The 20430-nt window shown below is 42.8% G+C and carries 13 protein-coding genes; 2 read left to right on the top strand and 11 right to left on the bottom strand.

Features of this window, described 5'->3' with window-relative positions; all coding sequences use genetic code 11:
* Positions 1–35: 35 nt before the first annotated feature.
* Positions 36–2411: a penicillin-binding protein 1B gene (gene mrcB, locus Vgang_RS10220; RefSeq protein ID WP_105900737.1), complete on the top strand. Its 2376-nt coding sequence runs from the start codon at positions 36–38 to the stop codon at positions 2409–2411.
* 80 nt (positions 2412–2491) lie between these two features.
* Here the strand turns inward: mrcB and emrD are convergent, their stop codons facing one another.
* The gene (gene emrD / locus Vgang_RS10215; protein WP_105900738.1) at positions 2492–3697 is read right to left on the bottom strand and encodes a multidrug efflux MFS transporter EmrD; all 1206 of its coding nucleotides are present in this window, start codon (positions 3695–3697) and stop codon (positions 2492–2494) included.
* Between the two features lie 158 nt (positions 3698–3855).
* Between emrD and Vgang_RS10210 the strand changes: the two genes are divergently transcribed.
* Entirely contained in the window at positions 3856–4524 is a 669-nt protein-coding gene (locus Vgang_RS10210; RefSeq protein WP_264923426.1) for a hypothetical protein, read from the top strand.
* Positions 4525–4540: 16 nt separating this feature from the next.
* Here the strand turns inward: Vgang_RS10210 and Vgang_RS10205 are convergent, their stop codons facing one another.
* From Vgang_RS10205 to Vgang_RS10160, 10 genes are all read right to left on the bottom strand, one after another.
* Entirely contained in the window at positions 4541–4894 is a 354-nt protein-coding gene (locus Vgang_RS10205; RefSeq protein ID WP_105900740.1) for a hypothetical protein, read from the bottom strand.
* A gap of 13 nt (positions 4895–4907) precedes the next feature.
* Positions 4908–5288 carry a hypothetical protein gene (locus Vgang_RS10200; RefSeq protein ID WP_105900741.1) on the bottom strand — a complete coding sequence of 127 codons (381 nt, stop codon included), beginning with the start codon at positions 5286–5288 and terminating at the stop codon, positions 4908–4910.
* 21 nt (positions 5289–5309) lie between these two features.
* Positions 5310–5639, bottom strand: a complete 330-nt coding sequence (locus Vgang_RS10195) for a hypothetical protein (protein WP_105900742.1) — start codon at positions 5637–5639, stop codon at positions 5310–5312.
* An 18-nt stretch (positions 5640–5657) separates the two neighbouring features.
* A complete protein-coding gene (locus Vgang_RS10190; protein ID WP_157945980.1) occupies positions 5658–5996 on the bottom strand; it encodes a hypothetical protein in 339 nt (112 codons plus the stop codon).
* Positions 5997–6053: 57 nt separating this feature from the next.
* Positions 6054–6629, bottom strand: a complete 576-nt coding sequence (locus tag Vgang_RS10185) for a hypothetical protein (RefSeq protein ID WP_105900744.1) — start codon at positions 6627–6629, stop codon at positions 6054–6056.
* Positions 6630–6638: 9 nt separating this feature from the next.
* Complete coding sequence (locus tag Vgang_RS10180; protein ID WP_105900745.1) at positions 6639–13697, bottom strand: RHS repeat-associated core domain-containing protein; 7059 nt, start codon at positions 13695–13697, stop codon at positions 6639–6641.
* Positions 13698–13726: 29 nt separating this feature from the next.
* Positions 13727–14179, bottom strand: a complete 453-nt coding sequence (locus Vgang_RS10175; protein ID WP_157945981.1) for a hypothetical protein — start codon at positions 14177–14179, stop codon at positions 13727–13729.
* 257 nt (positions 14180–14436) lie between these two features.
* Positions 14437–15849, bottom strand: a complete 1413-nt coding sequence (locus tag Vgang_RS10170; protein WP_105900747.1) for a phosphoglucomutase/phosphomannomutase family protein — start codon at positions 15847–15849, stop codon at positions 14437–14439.
* Positions 15850–15990: 141 nt separating this feature from the next.
* The gene (locus Vgang_RS10165; protein ID WP_105900748.1) at positions 15991–18396 is read right to left on the bottom strand and encodes a GH36-type glycosyl hydrolase domain-containing protein; all 2406 of its coding nucleotides are present in this window, start codon (positions 18394–18396) and stop codon (positions 15991–15993) included.
* A gap of 65 nt (positions 18397–18461) precedes the next feature.
* Positions 18462–20378, bottom strand: a complete 1917-nt coding sequence (locus Vgang_RS10160; protein ID WP_105900749.1) for a beta-N-acetylhexosaminidase — start codon at positions 20376–20378, stop codon at positions 18462–18464.
* Between the last annotated feature and the right edge of the window lie 52 nt (positions 20379–20430).

Raw genomic sequence — 20430 nt, 5'->3', positions numbered from 1 at the left:
AGGATATGTTGTGCGTGGCATAGGAAAGGCAAAAATTGAATACACCAAAGAAACCGACCACAACGCGTCGTAAACCTTCAGCAAATTCTGGTCGTAAAGCCGGGCCGGCAAGAGGACGAAAAACGCCGACGAAAAAAACAGCGAAGCAGACATCATGGCTGAAAAAGCTGTGGGGTATAGGTTGGAAGCTCGGTATTGTGTTTATTGCTTTGATGGTTGCTGCAGGCTTCTATCTTAATGGCATTGTGACTGAGCGCTTTGCCGGTCAATTATTTAAGTTACCCACCGTCGTTTATGCCCGAGTAATGAATCTCGAGCCGGGGAGTAGCCAAACCATTACTCAAGTTCGTCAAGAATTGGATGTTCTCAATTATCGCAAAGTGGCAAATCCTATCCGTGAAGGTGAGTACTCAGCCTCGTCAACCAAGATCGAATTGATCCGCCGTCCATTCACGTTTGAAAATGGGCCCGAGCCGGCGCGCCATGTGATGCTGTACTTTGATAATTCTGGTTTGCAGCGTATTCAATCTTTAGATTCGAAAGCCGATCTCGGTTTCTTACGCATTGAACCTAAGATGCTAGGGATGTTAGAAGCGCAAAAACAAGAAACGCGTTTATTCTTAAAGTTGGATCAATTCCCGCCTGAAATGGTAGAAGCCTTGATTTCAACCGAAGACCGTCATTTTTACGAGCATGGCGGCGTCTCTCCCGTGGCGATTGCACGCGCTTTTTTAGTGAACTTAAAAGCGGGTCGTGCGGTGCAAGGTGGCAGTACGCTAACTCAGCAATTGGCTAAGAACTTATTTTTAAGCAGTGAAAAGACCTTATGGCGTAAGTTTAAAGAAGCCTATATTGCCATTATTTTGGATTATCGTTTTAGTAAAGATCGCATTTTAGAAGCTTACCTAAACGAGGTGTATTTAGGGCAAAACGGTGGTGAAGCGATCCACGGTTTTGCGCTGGCCTCACGTTATTATTTTGGTCAGCCAATTCAAGAATTGCGCATTGATCAACTGGCGATGCTGGTGGGTATGGTGAAAGGGCCGTCGTATTACAACCCAATTCGTCACCCTGAGCGAACTAAAGATCGTCGTGATCTGGTGCTGGAATTGATGATGCAGCAAAATATCTTAACCGCATCTCAGTTTGGTGAGGCGGCGAGTCGAGAATTGGATCTGCAAAAAAATCCGCACTTAGGTAAACGCCAACCTGCGTACTTTGAGCAATTGCAACGTGAACTTAAAGATAAAGTGGGCGATAAGTTTAAATCGGATACCGGGTTACGTTTATTCACGACCTTAGATCCTGTTTCTCAGGCTTATTTAGAACAAGCGGTCAATAAAACGCTGCCGCAATTAGAGCAACGTTCGGGTAAAGGTTTGCAAACCGCCGTGGTGGCAGTGGATCGTCATACGGGTGAAATTCGCGCCATGATTGGTGGTCGAGACAGCGGTTTTGATGGCTTTAACCGTGCACTGAGTGCTAGCCGTCAAATTGGCTCCTTGGTGAAGCCATCTGTGTATCTGACCGCATTAGAGCAACCGGAGAAATACAATCTAGGCACTACGATTCAAGATAAACCGATCACGCTAAAAAATGAGCAAGGACAAACGTGGTCGCCGCAAAACTATGATCGCAAATTCCGTGGCGAAGTGCCTTTGTATCAAGCGATGGCAAAATCGTTGAACGTGCCGACGGTGAATTTAGGCATGCAGCTCGGCATTCCGGCGGTGATGGAAACCTTGACTAAGCTTGGCATAGATAAGCAAGAGATCCGTCCTGTACCGTCTATGTTCTTAGGTTCATTTTCATTGACGCCGTACCAAGTGTCACAAATGTTCCAAACCATTACCAACTCAGGTAAGCGTGCACCATTAACCGCCCTGCGTACCGTGATGGATGTGGATGGCAATGTACTGTACGAAAGCATTCCGCGTGCCTCGCAGCAAGTACCACAACAAGCAGCTTGGCTAACCACTTACATCATGAAAAAAGTGGTGACAGAAGGCACTAGCCGTTCGCTGCAAGGTAAATACGGGTGGGCGACATTGGCGGCGAAAACAGGAACCAGTAATGACAGCCGTGATAGTTGGTTTGTGGGTGTTGATGGCCGTGAGGTCGTTACGATTTGGACAGGGCGTGATGACAACAAGCCGACCAAATTAACCGGAGCAAGTGGCTCATTACAAACTTACGCTAATTACTTGGCACAGCGTGCGCCGGAGCGTCTCACTTTGCCTTGGCCAAGAGAAATCAGTACGGCCAAATTCGATCAAACTCAGGCGGGTGGTTATGTAGAAGACTTCTGTGGTGGGGATATTGAATTACCTCAGTGGGATCCAAAAGGCTTACTCAAACAAAAAGATTGCAGCAATAACCCAGTCGGCTGGTTTAAGTCCTTGTTTAATTAATTTCAGCTCAATCAAGATAGCAAAAAGCCCTGCCAATATATTGTATTGGCAGGGCTTTATTATTGCTTTGATTATGCGTATTAGTGAGCGGCACCCAAGGCATCTGGCGAGATAGGTGTTTTGTTAACACGATACAAGCCTAACACCGCCAACAACGCCATCGCGAGCATCAGTGCGCCAAGTGGCATTTGGTTTTGTGCTGGGATCATCGCGGCAATCAGTGTCGCTAGTCCTGCGCCAAAGTTTTGAATACCACCCAATAGTGCTCCCGCTGTCCCTGCGTGGTATGGGAATGGCGAAATCGCTCCGGTTGTTGCCGCTGGGAATAGCACGCCAGCGCCTAAGAAATAAATGGTTGCGCCACCCACAAGGCTCACCGCATTGGTATAGCCAAATACGCCAGGAATGAAAATGACTAGTGCGCCGATCGCAATCGCCACTAGGCCAAAATTCAGGGCGCGCTTTTCAGAGTGACGAGACGCAATCCAGCTCGACATCGCTGCCCCTAATAAATAGCCCGGGATCGGCACAATAAACAGCAAGCTCACCGTAGTTGCTGGCAGTTTTAGTTTACCGCCTAGTAATACTCCCGCCGCCGCTTCAAATAGTGCAACACCCGCAAAGGTCGCCACTAAGCACAATAAGTACCCTTGGAATTGGCGATTACCCAGTACATAACGGTAGCTGGTGGCGACAGAATCGTAACGACGTGATGCTTTTGGCAGTGTTTCCGTCATGTGAGTGAACATAATAATGGTCACACCAATGCTAAACAGTGCCAAGAATAAGTAACTGCTACGCCAGTGAAAGATTTCAGTTAAAAAGCCGCCTAATAAGGGAGCCATCAACGGTGAAAACATTAAGCACATGCTGATCAGGCTGTTGACTTTATGCAGCTGAGGGCCTGAAAAGCAGTCACGGCTTAACGTACGCGCCATCGCACCACCACAGCCAATCCCCATACCTTGGATAAAACTACCCACTAAGAATAAGCTGAAGTTATGAGAAAATAGCGCCACTAAAGAGCCGATAATGTACACCGCAAGGCCGGCCAAAATAATTGGGCGACGACCAAGACGATCCGATAAAGGCCCATAAATAAATTGTGATAATCCATAAGGGATCAAATAACACGCCATGACGGCCTGCATTGCGGCCGCTGAAACATGGAACTCTTGCGCCATGTAACCCATTGATGGGACGTACATGGTTTGCGTCATTTGACCCACGGCTGCCAAGATAGCAATCAAGAAGGTAAGTTTGGCGAAACTAAAAGGCGCAGACATGTTGTTACTCCACAAAAACAATCAATGAACACGGAAGAAAGTGGCTTCTAGAGCCAAAATAATTGCGGCGGGGATAGTAGAGTTAAAGGGGAAAGTCAGCAATAAAAATGTGAGTATTTTCACAAGATGAAAATCAATGGTTTGGATTAGTTTTTCTAATGATTAACGGTCGCTTCGCTGCTTGGTCGCTTCGCTGCTTGGTCGCTTCGCTGCTTGGTCGCTTCGCTGCTTGGTCGCTTCGCTGCTTGGTCGCTTCGCTGCTTGGTCGCTTCGCTGCTTGTCGCTTCGCTGCTTGGTCGCTTCGCTGCTTGGTCGCTTCGCTGCTTGGTCGCTTCGCTGCTTGGTCGCTTCGCTGCTTGGTCGCTTCGCTGCTTGGTCGCTTCGCTGCTTGGTCGCTTCGCTGCTTGGTCGCTTCGCTGCTTGGTCGCTTCGCTGCTTGGTCGCTTCGCTGCTTGGTCGCTTCGCTGCTTGGTCGCTTCGCTGCTTGGTCGCTTCGCTGCTTGGTCGCTTCGCTGCTTGGTCGCTTCGCTGCTTGGTCGCTTCGCTGCTTGGTCGCTTCGCTGCTTGGTCGCTTCGCTGCTTGGTCGCTTCGCTGCTTGGTCGCTTCGCTGCTTGGTCGCTTCGCTGCTTGGTCGCTTCGCTGCTTGGTCGCTTCGCTGCTTGGTCGCTTCGCTGCTTGGTCGCTTCGCTTACTTATCCCTCATGATTGCTTTTTCTTTTCATCTTTTTCGAGTTACGAGCAGCGCAGCGCCCGAGCTTCGATAAACGAAAAAGAGACCGCAGCTTTCACCACGATCTCTTCAAAAATTATAAGTTATTATTTTTAGTTGAAATGAAAAGTTTTTATTTCATCCATATAGCGTCAATTTTACACATTTTATTTAGTTTGGAACCAAACCAAATCTGATCGTCATATATTTGAAATTCAATATTAGATTTAGTCGTGTAAGCAGTTAGCAGAAACGATACTATGGTTGAATATCCTGGGGCATCTGGAGATATCCATACACCATTAGGGCATGTAGTAATGCCAGTATCAAAAAATGCAACTACATCAGCACCTTCGAACCGCTCTTGCGCTCCTACATCATCATAAGTAATAAGCTGAGTGATGGTTCCGGAAGATGTATGCAATATTTCAGCATTAACAGTGAAGCTTACTAAAAAGGAAAGTATTAGAAAAATGAATTTATTCACAGGAAAACTCTGATTATTGTGGGTTTAGCCAAATTCGATCAAATTTTAAGTAGCCAGATAATACGTCATACATTTGTATTGAAATGGTTTTTTGTGTCGATTGGGCTGTGAGGGCTGTAGAATAAAATAATTTAGCGAAATCTGGGTTGTCAGTAAGTTTATAGGCGGCTGCTTCATATTTAGTTACATTCAGACCTGATTTTGAAACCTCTGAACTGGAAAGAGGTGATTCAAAATAAATTAATATTAAGTTATTGTCATTTACATATACTCGTTCTATTTTTCCAGTATAAGTACAAAAACCACCGAGGTTGTCACTACATGCAAGATTAGCTGCAAAGCTTTTTATTGATAGAGAAATGGTGATAATTATAAGCATTATGATTTTTAACATATTACACCTTCATTTTTCATGTTATTTATATGCTCTAATGACATTAATATCTTCGCCATCCTTCCAGCGAATGCAAGAATTCATACCTTCGACAGTGACTTTAGTTTGCGATGCAAAAGCACTTAAAAGTAAAGAATATTGTTGTTTACCAGTATTGGAGTTTTCATCTCTGATCATCCAATAATTATAAGTGGCACATTCAGGTTTATTCTTAGTCTCGCCATTCATGTAAAAGTAAATCAATCCGTCACTGGCTCTCACCGTTAAGTTTGTTATAACTCCAGTTTGAGATCCAGCAAAAGAATGGGATGGTATTAATGTGGCCATTAGGAATGTGAGAAACTTCTTCATGTTTGATTTCCTTGTTGGTTAATTCGAAATATTTATATAATTAAAAGTTGGAAAAGCATCCTGATATAAATAACAGGAGTCAGATACAGCAAAGGATACTTTTTTACCTGAGAAAAAAGCAGCGTTGAGTAATGAAAATATTTCTTTTCCATTTGCATCTTTTTCGGTATTCCAGCGTAATGAATCGCTTTGGCATGCAGTAGGTCCAACTTTCTCACCATCGATAGTAACATAACAGGTGTTATCTCCTTTGTGGCAACCTATAAGCTTTATATTTCTATAACCGCTAAGAGTTGTTTGAGAAAAGCTGGTTATGGGAAATATAATTAAAGTAAAAACTAACATGTATTTTTTCATTATGTCACTCTTGGGGATTAATTTTATGGAGTTTTTCATGTTGGTATCTACTTGTTCTTAATTTGTTATATTTGAATTGTATGGTCTGCAAGCATCATCAATAGACTCTTCATCAGAAAGAGGTGTTGATTTTACTAATTTGCAATTGAATTTTAATTTTTCTAATGCATCATGATTGCCTGTGAAAAAGTTACTAATTAATGATATATTTCCGTTTTTATTTTTTTTAGGATACATGTATGCTGTGTAGTTTTTATTGTTGTTTGTTACTTTTAACTCAACTATAGCATCTTCCAATTTCATTTTTTTTGATTTTAAATTAGTGATTAAGAATGAGTTGTTTTTATAAAACTCTGCTGTTAAAGGGTTTAAGCTTAATGAGATTTGATCTGCGGCTGCTTGAATTGTTTTTTCCAACTCGTTTTCTTTGATTTTCAATTCTATTCTAAATGTAAATATGAAGCTTTTGAAATCATAATGCTCTTTTGATTCTATAAAGCATAAGTTGACTTTGTTTTTAATATTGTCACAGCTTAGTTTTGATTCTAAGTAAGGTTGATCTACTATATTGTATTCGCTTTTTGAGTAAGCGTTGAAGGATATGAGTAATATGATGAAAATGAACTTGTTCATAATTTCCTCTTAAAATTTATAATGTACTTGTGAGGGTATTGTTGGATCTATGTTTCTTCTTTCAAAATCTCTTACATTAATTTTAGATCTCTTTGCATTAGTTTTAAAAAGATGTGTCACTCTTCGCCCTGTATCTATTTTAGGGCCTCTTGTGTAAGTGGTTCCATCTGAAAATTGAATAGCTTCTCTTTCCATTACCTTGTATGTTACGCCAGTATAGCCCACTCTTTCTACTGGAACATCTTCTGTGCTTGCAATGGCAAGGTTTATGGCTGCTACGGCAGGTTTTAGTGGTTTTGGTGCTAGGGCCTCAGATATTACTCCTACGGTATCAGTTACAACTGTTGAGGGTAGCTCACCTTGCTTAGCCTTTTTTAAATCACTATTAAGTGATTGTTCTACACTTTCATCTTGTTCTATGGTTCTATATTTACCTTGTATTGGTCCGCTGGTGTTGAGATTTTGATTATCATCAGCTACAAATTGTCCTCCCTTCAAGTCAGCGTATTCTTTATCATCAATAACTCTATTTTTTTGTTGAGAGCTATTGAGCTGTTCACTATTCGAAGTGGAATTTTTCTTTTGTGCATCTTTATTATTACCATTGTCCCATCGTCCAGTTTTATTTCCTTTTAAATCACGATTACTACCATCGACATTACATGTTCCGGCATTCTCTCCCCAGAAAAAACCAGTCGGGTCATTGTATTTTAACGGGTTATTCATAGCATAAGTATAGCGGTTAAAACTATTGGTCAAAAATGGTGATTGAATATGTGGATCTGGACTAATAAATCTCGCTAGTTCTTGATCATAAACTCGGCCATTCATATGAATTAAGCCAATTTCAGTGATTTCTTCGTGGCCTGTGTATCCTCGATTGGTGATGGCCGCTTGAGCGACGGCCAGTGGGTCGTTATCTTGCCATGTGACTTTACGTTGCTTGCCCCAAGTATCGTAACTTCTACGTTCGACAATTAACCCATAGCCATCTGTTACCATGTCGACCGAGTTTAATGCATCGTAATGCAAGTAGCGGATTTGTTTGTCTTTAAGTTTATTGTCTGCGTCTTGGGTTTGGGTGTTTAAGGCGATTAACTTACCATCTGCAAAGACAAAATGTTGGTTTTGCACTTCGCCTGTAACGGTGTTTTTGACGCGTTCATAGTATTTGCCAAGGTAAACCGTTTCTTTGCCATCACTGGATTTTTTCTTGTAGCGGTTGTGATTAGCATCGTAGAAAAATTCGACCGTTTTACCGTTGCGAGTTATCTTGCTTGGTTTGTTAAAGGCTGTCCAAGTGAGGGTGCGTTCAGCGGTATTATTGGTGGCATTAGTGGCTTTTGCGCTGAGCATGTTGCCGTTACTGTCATAAGTATAAATCAAACCATTTGCGCTAGTGACAGCATGCGGACCCGCGCCGTTATTAGTGTAGTGATAATTCCCGATACCGGTTTTAAAGGTGATGTTACCTAGGTTGTCGTAGCGGTATTCATAAGTTGATTGCAGATCTGGGTTATTCAAGCCATGACGGGCTCTATCTACTAATGAGATGCTATTACGTGTAACCCGGTCTAGGCCGTCGTATTGCCATTGATCCGTGATGCCTAATTGATCATCTTCACGATAAACTACGTTATTGTGATTATCATAGCGGTAATATAACTGCCTAATGTTGCGCTCTGATGAGACAGTAGCGCTTAATTTAGGGTTAACCAGCGTATTGGCTCTGTGGGTGGATATGTAATCTGGGCGGCCAGTATTTGGGTTGTGGTTGTAGGTATTGACCAAGCCGTTACCTAACGTTTCAGATAGGGTGTGATCATAAGCATCGGTGTCTCGGCGTTGCCAATAATAGATATAAGCAGGGTTATTGGTTGAATCTTCTAACTCTGATTGGGTTAAAATTAAGTTAAGATGATCCGCTTGGCTGGTTTGATTGCTGTCGGCGCATTTTTTACGTTGGCTGTCATCAACAAATGTACCACCCAGTTGAGCAGATGCTTCACAATATAACCCACTGAGTTCGGCGACCTTTTCAGAAAGGTTGATCAATTGATTGGCTAAGTCGGTGTATAAGCGATAATAACTACCAGCAATGTTGGCTGCTTCTGAGAGATCATCGGCTGCAAACAGTAATTCTTCGCGTGTTTGTCCATCGGCCTTCGCGGCATACACTTCCGAAGTACTGACCAGATCCTGTTGACCATTTTTATCGTAATCGGCTAACACTAAATCAGTGGAAGGCGTTAGGCTTTGGCTATCAAATTCTGTTTTTGAGACAGAATGCAGCGTGGTGTTGTAGTTTCTAACTCCTGTCTTACTGCTATTTGATAACGCTTTGTTTAAACGATAGATGGCTCCATCTAAGGTGATGTCTAAAGGAATGGAAACATCATCATGCAAAATCACCCAAGTGGCAGGGCGAAGGTAGCATTCACCTTGGTTATTGCACCATTGTTTATAGCGATAGCCATTACCTAACAAGGCTGCTGATGAACTATCAAGGTTATTGACGTTGACGGTTTTCTTGTTGTATTCGTTGGCTTTATTAGTAAAAAAGCTTTGTTGTGTGGCGTACTTTTCCGCTTTTTGTAGGTATTGATTGGCTTGTGTTATTGCCTGTTGTAGCAATTGACGAATGTCCTCACGGAAGCTCGCGCTAGTGAACATGTCATCGGCATAGGTTTTGGGGCTACGCACGGCAGACATGTAACCATTTGGGTTGTAAATATATTCAACCGCTAGCCTATCTGTCGGATTATTTTTATTGGAAATGCGATTGGCAGTACCGATCAGCGTATTATCAATACCATTAGGTCTGACTTCGCGTGCTACTCGCTCAAAGCCATCATAAAAGTAATGAGTACTAAATTTTTCATTCCCTATTGTGACGGCGATTTCTTCGTTTAGTCCACTCTCATTATAGAAGTAGTCAGTCTGGCTGCCATTGCCAGAGAAGCCAGATAGCGTACCGATTGCGCCGCGTTCATCGTAGCGCCAAGTGGATTGCTGACCATTTTCAATTTGCTTGGTTTTTCTTCCTAAAGCGTCATAACTGATGGTGGTGACATTATTATTGGCGTCTTTTTTGTAAATTAATTCTCCCGCGGCATTATAAGTGTATTGCCATTTGCCCATATCAGGATCATCAAGATAGGTACGATAGCCTAAGTTATCGTAACGAATTTGAGTGATGTTCCCTTTTGAATCAGTACTGGAGCGCAACTTGCCATCTGGGTAATAGCTATAGAGCTGATAAGCACCTAGTGGCTCATCTTTACGTAATATATGGCCAAGTAGATTCGATTGCGTGCTGTGTGAGAAACCTCTTGCATCCACAATGGTGGTTTTTAACCCGGAGTAGTTAGTTTTAAAAACAGCGCGTGATCCATTGGCCGCAGGTTCGGATTTTTCTATTTCTCTATCAAGGTCATCGTATTTAAATGTGACTTTAGGCGCAGGTTTAGTATTCGTAATAAATTGGGGACGAGTGACTTGAATTTTGCGGCCGTTGCGATCCCATAGAGTGTCCACTGTCACCAATTTGCCATTAAACGCGGTATGAAGTTTACGTACTTCTCGACCAGCGTAGTCAAAATGCGTAATGACTTGACCACCTGCTGGTAGCTTGATGATTTCGCAGCTTGTTGTGCTCGAAATAGCGTTAGGGCAAGCCGCACTGAGTTTATAAACTTGCTTAGTGGTGTTATTGAGCCCTGGATTGGTTTCACTGATTTGTCGGCCAAACTCATCGTAATGATAAGTTGTGGTTCGGTTTTTAAGTGGGCTAATGGTTTTGATTAATCGCCCTTGATCATCATAGGTAAATTGTGTTCTATGCCCGAGCGCATTTTGGGAGCTTGTCGGATATAAACTTTGAGAATCATAAGTAATCGTGGTTTTTCTGGTTGGTAAATCACTGCCTGATAGTGCTTCTTCTGTGACGTTACCCTTGCTATCGTAGCGATAATTGCGAGTGAGCCATTTACCGCCATCAGATATATTGGCATCTGATTCATAACTTGAACTCTTGGTGGTTTGGGCTATAACAAGACCTTGGCTATTGTAAGAAAACGTGTCAGTGGTGGATTTTGAGCGATTGTTTAGAGTGTCGGTGATACTTGAGGTTGATTTAGTTAATGCGCCGAGTTTCCAGAAATTATCGCCAGATTCGGTAACGAGTTGGGTGATATTTTTACTTTCAGTACTAAATTCAATTTTGCCGTCTTGGTTAAAATCACCTTGGACATAATGACCGCAAGATTGAGGATTGGCATTATTAAACGTTGTTGCTGTGGTTGAGACAATTGAGCCTTGTTTTGAGGTGACATCACTGGCATTGGTTGTTGATGAGGATTGTTGGTATTTAAAGTATTGGTTGTATTTTTGTACCACGATCGGTGTGTCAATTTCACCGGAAATCAGCACGATTAAATCATTGGGTTTGAAATAAATATCGCCATTCGCCGCGCAATAACGTGTTAGCCCAGCTTCATAGGTATTAACGAGTGTGTTGAAGTTACTGATGCCACTGGTTGTATCAATGTTATAAATGACATGATTATTAGTGATGCCATTAGCAAGATAACTATTGATGGTTTGTGTGGTGTAATTACCCGTATTGCTTAGATTGCTTGATAGAGTCGTCGTTTCTTTAGTCACTTGGCCAAAGGTATTAACGGTTCGATTGGTGACCTCTTGTCGTTCAATAGTGTTATTGTTTAGGCCGTACTGCTTTTTAGTGACGGCTTTGGCATACACTTGATAATATTTCGCATGGGCACCAGTTTTAGTGTTGACTTGATAAGTGTATGAGTTTTCACTAACGAGTTTTTTATTTTTATAGACTTTGGTTGATTTGATCTTGCCAGCTAATGGCAATGAAAGTTGCTCAAACTCGGTAACGGTTTTCGTTTCAATGGCCCCACTTTCCGTTTCAGAGATTCGTAAAAATCCAAGAAATCCACCACCAGCTAAGTGAGATTTAGCGCCTTCATAGTAATAATTATAGGTAGTGCTAGCATAGCCTTTCGGGGACTTAACGACATCAGATATGAGATAACGAGTAGGTGTTGAATTGACTATAGGGTATTGATAATACGCTATTTGACGGTGAACTGATGTGTCCGACGCTGGTTTGTAGGTGAGTCGATATTCTACATTGTGTTCTTCTATTTTATTGATTTTATCTTGAGCATAAGGCTTGGAAGTCACCAGAGATAATTTATTGTCTTTTGATTGTACGTAATCGGGAAAACCGTCGGAATTGACATCTTCTGATTGAGTTACGTCATTGAGTTGATCCACGTATGAGGTAAAACTGATATTACCAAAGTGGTTGAGGTAAAATTTATTGTTGTAATAGAGCTCTGGGTAACCATCGGCATTATTGTCTATTAAGGCGATTTTTTCAGGAGATATTATGGTGGAATTGGTTTGGTAAGAGGCAGTACGAATAAATTGTTTGCCATTGAAAAGGTAAATATAAAAAGTATTTGAATTTAATAAAACAAAATCTAAATAACCATCATTATTTATGTCACCAAAAGCGATTTTTTTGATGGAACTTAAATTCGTATCTAGTGTGTATGGCGCATGGTTTTTGCTAGATAAATAAAAGATTAATTTATCACCACTTTGACTGTAGTAATCGTCTTTTCCATCGTTATCAATATCAAAAACACCTAATGTGGGTTGATTCGTACCTCCAGGATAAGAAGACAAAGTTTGCTTACCATCGCCATTTAAATCGGCAGCAAATTTCTCGCCTTCAAATTTGACTAAATTTCCATCTGCATTGGGCATGTAAGAATAAGGTAGTTTATTACCTTGTAATTGTTCACTGCATACTGTTCTATCATGGCGTTGCCCCGCAGAGACAGTTTTACAGACAGTTTTATAGCTGTAGCTTTGTATTGCAATTGAAGGGGAATTTAAGCTATTAACCAGAGCAAAGCCTTGCTTGCTAGCGGTTTTTTGCCCATTACCACCAAATGGCGATATCACTTGAAATGGACATCCCTGTTCGTAAGTGCATGGTTTGGTTCCGTAAGCCGATAAAGATCCATTTCGGTCATGATCAAAAAATCGCACATCGGCAAAGTCTAAGCTTTTGGTTGTTCTTTGAGAGCGATAAATCGATGAGTTATTCCAAGAAAATTGAATGGGTGTGCTGCAGTTATTATTGGCTGAACAATATTCGATAGATTGAATTTGGCTACGTTGAGTAGTCGAAGATGATTGATAACGAAGATTGTAACGTCCAATCGTAGTGCCCTGTGAATCGTATATGACAACTTGATTGATTCTTGCGGTACGTTGCAGCTTACTACCAAATAAATACTGTGAAATTTTATCTGTGCGGTCTTGATAATTGAATAAGACTTTTCCACCTACATAAGCGATGGTACTTAATCTATGAGTGCCATTAGTCTTATTTTCTTCATATTTATAGTTAATGGTGTTGTTGCTGCTATCGGCAATTTGATTGAGCGACCACTTATAAACCAGCGATTGATTAGGTAACTCTACTCTTGAATCTGAGGTGTTGCCATATTGATAGATGGAACCATCGGTTTTCCATATTTTAAAGTAAGCCGGTCCATTGCCACCAGTTTGCCCGTAAGAGACAATTTTTTGATAGCCATTTTGCTCGAGTCTATATTCAGTTAGGTTAGCGCCCGCTTTACCTGAGATAGCGATTAACCTTTGGCCATCCAGACAATATCGATCATTAGTATTAAAATTAACGCCTCCCCATTTTTTATCTTTTTCTAAATTTTGTCCGCAGCGAGTAATGCTTGATTGCTCTGATAAGCTCCAACCCAATCCAAAATGGCCATTAGGGGAATCACTACGATAGTCTAAGCTTAACTTTGGAGTTAAATCCTTTCTACCATTAGGGATGTGAATTGGGATAGAGTAGGTCGCTTCACCACCAGAGGTGGCATAACTGCCAGATAATTCGATCTGCTTTCCTGAGCTTGCTGTGAAAGCGTAAGCACTAAAAGGAAACCAAGCTAATAAAAAGAAAGAAAAAAATGGGTAGCTTGTTTGCTTGAGCATGAAGTTGAATTCCGTTGACTGAATAGTGGTTATTGCCCAGATGATGATAGTGACTCAAGCCTTTTTAACTTAAGTTTTAGTTCCACTAATTCATCGGTAGGTTCATATTCTTGAGTGATATTACTGGTTGCGAATGTTTCTAAATCCCCTTTTAAAAGAGGAAGCTTGGGGTTCGAGGTTTTTATCAACCCTTGTGTTACAGATTGCTGTAGTTGCTGAACTGGAGATGGGTAGCTAATGTTTTCACTTAATTGATGAGTATTGGTATCTTGCTCATTCTGTGCTTGAATTTGATTTTCCTGTTGTCTAGTTACATTGGTTAAACTGGCTGGTTTATTCACTGCTATTAACCATGTTCCGATAGATATAAAGACAATACTGAGTGCCCAGTAAATGCTCGTTTTTTTTGAGTGTTTTTTTATGGGAATAGAAATGCTACCGCCCTCCACAGTTAAGTGGTGAATGTGTTTTTTGTGATTCATTTTATTTTTATATGGGTTTTTACGTGTTTGGCAATGTATAGTTTACATTGTTATGACATGACGCATAAATTAGGAGGGTAAACGTTTAAAATCAGATTTTTCTTACGGGAGCGTATGTCTAACTTTGGGAGTTATATAAATAATTATTGGATAGAAATAATAGGTAGTGGATATTGGAATTATGCAAAAGAGACCGCAGCGCTCACCACGATCTCTTCCACCTAGAAACTAGGCACTCAAACCTAGCAACCCTATATTTATAACGCTAAAAACGCCTTCATTTGCGCCACGACACTTTCTGCGGTTGGCTTATCGGCCATTTCGGAGAAAATACGCAACAGTGGTTCGGTGCCAGAGAAGCGGGCGATCACCCAGCCGCCGTTTTTGAAGTACACTTTCGCGCCATCGTCATAACTGACTTTTTCAACTTCAAACTCAAAATCGGGGAGCTGCTTTTCTACGTAGATTTTGTTGTATAGCGCTTCTTTTTGTGACGGTTTGAAGGTGCAATCGCCTTCGGCGGTGTAGGCGTAACCATATTTGCCGTAGATTTCATCCAGCATTTCAGACAATTTCTTGCCCGTCACACTGATCATTTCGACTAATAGGCTTGATGCAAACACGCCATCTTTGCCTTTAATATGGCCGCGAATGGTTAAACCGCCCGAGCTTTCCCCACCAATCAGCGAGTCATCGGCTTCCATTTGACTACTGATGTGCTTAAAGCCTACTGGAACCTCAAAGCTCTTTTCACCATGGTCGGCCGCGATCTTATCCAGTAGGTGAGTGGTAGCAATATTGCGTACAACGGAGCCTTTCCAGCCTTTGTATTCCAGTAGGTAGTAATACAACAAAATCAGCACTTCATTCGGGTGAATGAAGTTGCCTTTCTCATCGATGATCCCTAAACGGTCGGCATCACCATCGGTTCCGATTCCGATGTCATAGCCTTCGGCTGCTACTAAGTGCTTTAAACGATACAGTGTGGCGGCGCTCGGTGAAGGCATCAAACCACCGAATGAGGGGTTTTCACCGTCGTTAATCACATCGACATCACAACGACCATTGATAAGCACGGTTTGCAGAGCATTTTTCGCCACCCCAAACATAGGGTCAATCAACACGCGCAAATTGGCTTTTTTGATCGCTTCCATGTCAATGGCATTAATGATCGAATCGACAAATTCGTTCATCGGATTAATGATTTCAATACTGCCATTTTCAAGCGCGTCATCAAATTCAACTAACTGAACATCTGCGTTTTGTAGCTCGGCAATTTGCGCTTCAATTTTTTGCGTGATTACTTCATCAGCATCACGTCCACCTTGAATGAAGACTTTAATGCCGTTGTAATCGGCAGGGTTGTGCGAAGCGGTAATGCAAGCCGAATAATGACAGTTCATGGCTTTGGCTTTAAACATTACAATCGGTGTCGGTACAAAGCGGTTGATAAAACTCACTTTCACGCCATTCGCCGCTAATACTTCGGCAAACCATTTGGCGGCTTTATCGGATAAAAAGCGGCGGTCATAGCCAATCACAAACCCGTTATCTGCCGCATTTTCTGTATTAATGATATTGGCCAACGCTTGAGCAACCAAGCGCACGTTGGCTTGGGTAAATTCTTCCCCAATAAAGGCGCGCCAGCCACCGGTTCCAAATTTGATCATAATGACATCCTTTTAAAAGAGCCGAAAAAGAACGAATACTCGTTGCTCGTGGCTCGAAATTATTGCTTTGAAATTCGAAGTTTTTTTAAGCTTTCTCCGAGACCCGAGACCCGAGACCCGAGACCCGAGACCCGAGACTGACTAGCCTAAAACCACCAGAACCTCGTTCACGCTGCCTTCCGCTTGAACTGGAATCGCGCCTTCAATCGCTTCGCCGTTTAGGGTAATAGAAGCAACGCCTTTGCTGACATTATTCGGGTTTTCGACTTTGATGTGGTAAGTCGCCCCGCGCCATTGACGAGTCACTTCGAAACCAGGCCATGAGGTTGGAATACATGGATCGACGGTTAATCCTTCAAAGCCTGTGCGTACACCTAGGATAAAGTTTGTAACCGCAAAGTAAGCCCAGCCTGAAGTACCGGTTAGCCAAGGGTGGTTGGCTCGACCATGATCTTGATGATCGCGGCCCATGATGAACTGCACGTAAGAGTAAGGTTCTGCAATACGAGTTTCGATCATGTCGTTTTGGTTGTATGGGTTGAGTGCGTCGTAGAACTTCATCGCTTTATCACCACGGCCAAGTTTGGCTTCAGCCACCCACGCCCATGGGTTTGGATGTGAGAAGATCGCGCCATTTTCTTTCACGCCTTGATACACACGAGTCACGAAACCGATATCATCATTTGGTGTAGCAAAAGAGGGTGCATTCAAATGCAAGCCGTAAGGTGAGTATAAGTGCTCATCAACAGAGTCCATTGCGCGCTCACCACGCTCTTGAGAGACTGCGCCAGACAATACCGCTAGGGTATTAGACTCAAGATGGATCTTACCTTCGGTTTGTTGTGCGGTACCGATTTTGTCGCCATTTTTAGTGAGGCCGCGAATGTACCAACCGCCTTCTTCATCCCACAAATGTGTTTCACACGCGTTGCGTACGCCTTCAGCCATGGTGCTGTATTTATCCACGTCTTCAGCTTTGCCTAGGTATTTGGCAAGGTCGATAAACTCTTGCAGTGCCCAGTAATGTAGGAAAGACACCATAGACGATTCACCGCCACCTAAGTTCAAGCAGTCGTTCCAGTCAGCGCGTAGACCTTTACAAATACCGGTGTTACCCACGTATTCTGCTGAGAAGTCCAATGCCGCTTTCATGTGTTCATACACGGTTGCATCGCCACCGTCTGCGTATGGGATCACTTCATCAAAGAAGCTTTGCTCACCGGTTTCCATCACGTATTTACAGATGGTCGGAACCAACCATAAATGATCGTCTGAGCAGGTGTCTTCAATGCCGTGGATCTTATCTTCATCACTTGGCGTTGGCACAACCGTTGGTGATTTTGATGGTTTGACATCGGCTTTTTCTGGATCGAACCAGTCTGGATCAAACAGGTGTAAACCATAGCCCGCTTTGACTTGGCCACGTAGTAAGTCAACCAGACGTTTACGTGTCATTTTCGGGTTGGCATGGGGGACAGAAATCGCATCTTGCGCGGTATCGCGGTAACCCAAACCAGTACGACCACCCACTTCAATGAAAGAAGCAAAGCGAGACCACACCACACAAGTTTCCGCTTGGTAGAGTGTCCAGGCGTTGATCATGGTATCCAAACCTTCATTTGGCGATTTGACTTGGAACTTATTACAACGCTCATCCCAGTGCGCTTTAATGCCAGCAAAGGCAGCGTCAACATTGGCAAGATCTTGGTATTTGGCGCGCAGTTTGTCGCCGTTGCCTTTACCAATACCTAAAATGTAGGCAAAGCGAACTTCTTCACCGGGTTGGATAACAAATTGCTTATGCAGTGAACCACAGTGGTTGTAGCAAGTTTGCGCTGAGTTGGAGCATTGGCCTTTTTCCACCGCAATTGGATTCGCTTCATCGCGGTATAGACCTAAGAAACTGTCGCGTTGGCCATCATAGGAATCCGGATCGAACGTTGAAGCTAAGTAATAGACACCTTCAAAATCATTGGTGTTGTAGTACAGATCGTATTCAATCACACCAGTACGATAAGCGGTGCCCGCCGAGTAGAGCGACATCTGATGGTTTTGGTTATCCGATTGAATGTGGCTGAATGAGAACTCCACAAATGAGAAAGCACTGATGGTGCGAGGTTTATCACCCGTGTTTTTAATCACGACGTCCCAAATTTCTGCGTCTTCACCTTTAGGTACAAATAAGGTTTTGGTGGCGGTAATGTCGTTGTATTCACACTTAAATTTTGAATATGACAAGCCATGGCGAACTTCATAGCTCGCTTCATCTAAACTTTTGGCTACTGGTTGCCATGAAATGGACCAGTAATCTCCGCTTTCATCATCACGCAAATACACATAGTGCCCAGGGCGATCGAATGTTGCGTTTGGACGGAATTTAGTGACACGATTGTATTCTGGTGAGTTATAGAATGAGTAACCACCCGCGTTGTGAGAAATCACGGTACAAAACTTTTCCGTGCCTAAATAGTTAGTCCATGGTGCCGGCACGTCAGGACGAGTGATGACATATTCACGATTGTCATTATCGAAAAAACCGTATTTCATAATGTATTCCTTACTAAAAATAAAACCGTGGTGGCGCTTATTGTGTGCGCTCCATGGATAATTGATTAATTCTCTTTATACCAAGGGCGATATTGAATGCCTTGGTGAGTTAAAGTGGCTTGATGCCCATTAAGGCGGGCTAAAAAGTCGAGCCAGTTTCTTTGGGATTTATTGGTCCAGCACGCTTCTGAAATTGCTAGCAAACGTGGGAAAAGCATGTGATCAATGCGATCTTGGTTATCGACAATTTCGCACCATAAGCCGCATTGAACGCCAAAAATATGTTGTCGACGCGGATCATCCGCATCTAACTCGGCCAATGGTTCATAGCTGTAGGCTTTTTCAAGCGGGGTGACGCCAGCCCAGTTAACGCCCATTTCTTCACAGTTAAAATCCTGCACTATGTCTAAATAGGTGTATTGCGCCGGTTGTAGAATGACATCGAAGCCTTTTTCTGCCCCTTCAAGGCCGGCTTTTTCACTTAGCCAAGAGCATACAATGGTGTCTTTACTGACTTTGTCGCCATGTTGCACTTCTTCCCAGCCAATCATGCGCTTGCCCAGTGACTTCAATTTTTCTTCTGCATATCGAAGTAGGTGGCCTTGAAGCTCTTTTTCATCGCTATAGCCTTGTTCTTTCATCAAAGCCTGACATTTTGGGCTATCCGTCCAAACGCCATGAGGCACTTCATCGGCACCAATGTGAACGTAAGGCGCAGGGAAGAGTTGAGCCACTTCTTCTAATACGGTATCGAGAAAGGTGTATGTGCCCTCTAGCGCAGGTGAGAGAACATTATCGGTGTAGTACTGAATGCTACGGTACTCAGAGTGATCATCAGGATCGACTAAGAGTTCTGGTAACGACTTGATCGCCGCTCGGCAATGGCCAGGAATGTCAATTTCAGGGATAACACTGATATTACGTTCCGCCGCGTATTGGATCAGATCACGAATTTGCGCTTGGCTGTAATAGCCGCCGTGCTTTCCTGCAAGGTTGGAATACTGTGGTTCAATTGGGGTGTCTAGTCCTCGCCAAGCACCGATTTCCGTCAATTGTGGAAAGGATTTAATTTCAATACGCCAGCCTTCGTCATCGGTTAAATGCCAATGGAAAACGTTGAATTTGAGTTGTGCTAATTGATTGATTAAGCGTTTTATTGTGTCAACAGGGTGAAAGTGTCGAGCACAATCAAGCATCATGCCACGGTGTTTAAAGCGCGGTTTATCGGTGATCAAGACACAAGGTAGTGAACGATTGCCACTGTGCACTTGGTGACTTATCCATTGCCATAATGACGCGCAGCCGTGCATAAAGCCGCTTGGTGAGTTGGCTTCGAGAATAATTTGGTGTGCCTGAACTTCCAGCTTATAAGCACCTTCCGATAAGTTCGGAGAAACCACTAAGCACAAGTTACCTTGAGTGCTCATTTTGATGGTGTTGTCTAAAATTTGGCTCAGTTCATGCGCGAGCCAATTTAATGCGCTTTTGGCTTGGCTAGAATGAGATTGAAATACCAAGGTTTGGTTTAAATCAAACTGCCCATCCATAGGTTGTATATTTTGCGGTTGTGGAATGATGCCACACAGGTTTGCTGCGACTTCAGGAACCGGAGTCTTTTGCTTGCTTGGGGATTTGAGCGCAACAGGTGTAAGAGCAACAGGAATTGATCCGGCTGCCGTTTGAATGATCGCATCATCGAAGCCATCATCTAATAATTGAAAGGCGGCAGTATGACAACCGAACTCGACGTAATAATGTGAGTTTGCACTCAGCGTTTGATTGTCTTGTGGTAGGAATGTGCATAACCCGCCCACTTGCTCAATAGCGCCTTGGCTGACACTGGCAGGTTGGATATAACGGCGAAAGCTCACACACAGTTTCCAGTCTTGTAAATCGACATCGCTTAAATTATGAAGCGTTAATGCGAGGCGAGAATAATTTTCTTGTTCTTCCAGAACAGCAAGGTCAATACGGTAATCCATGTGTCCACCTTTAAGACTGCTTTGAGTCGTCATCATTGTTAGTTATGTATTG

Source organism: Vibrio gangliei (assembly GCF_026001925.1).
Classification (GTDB): domain Bacteria; phylum Pseudomonadota; class Gammaproteobacteria; order Enterobacterales; family Vibrionaceae; genus Vibrio; species Vibrio gangliei.
The sequence above is the reverse complement of the archived record's forward strand: the minus strand, read 5'-3'. Positions and strand labels throughout refer to the sequence as shown.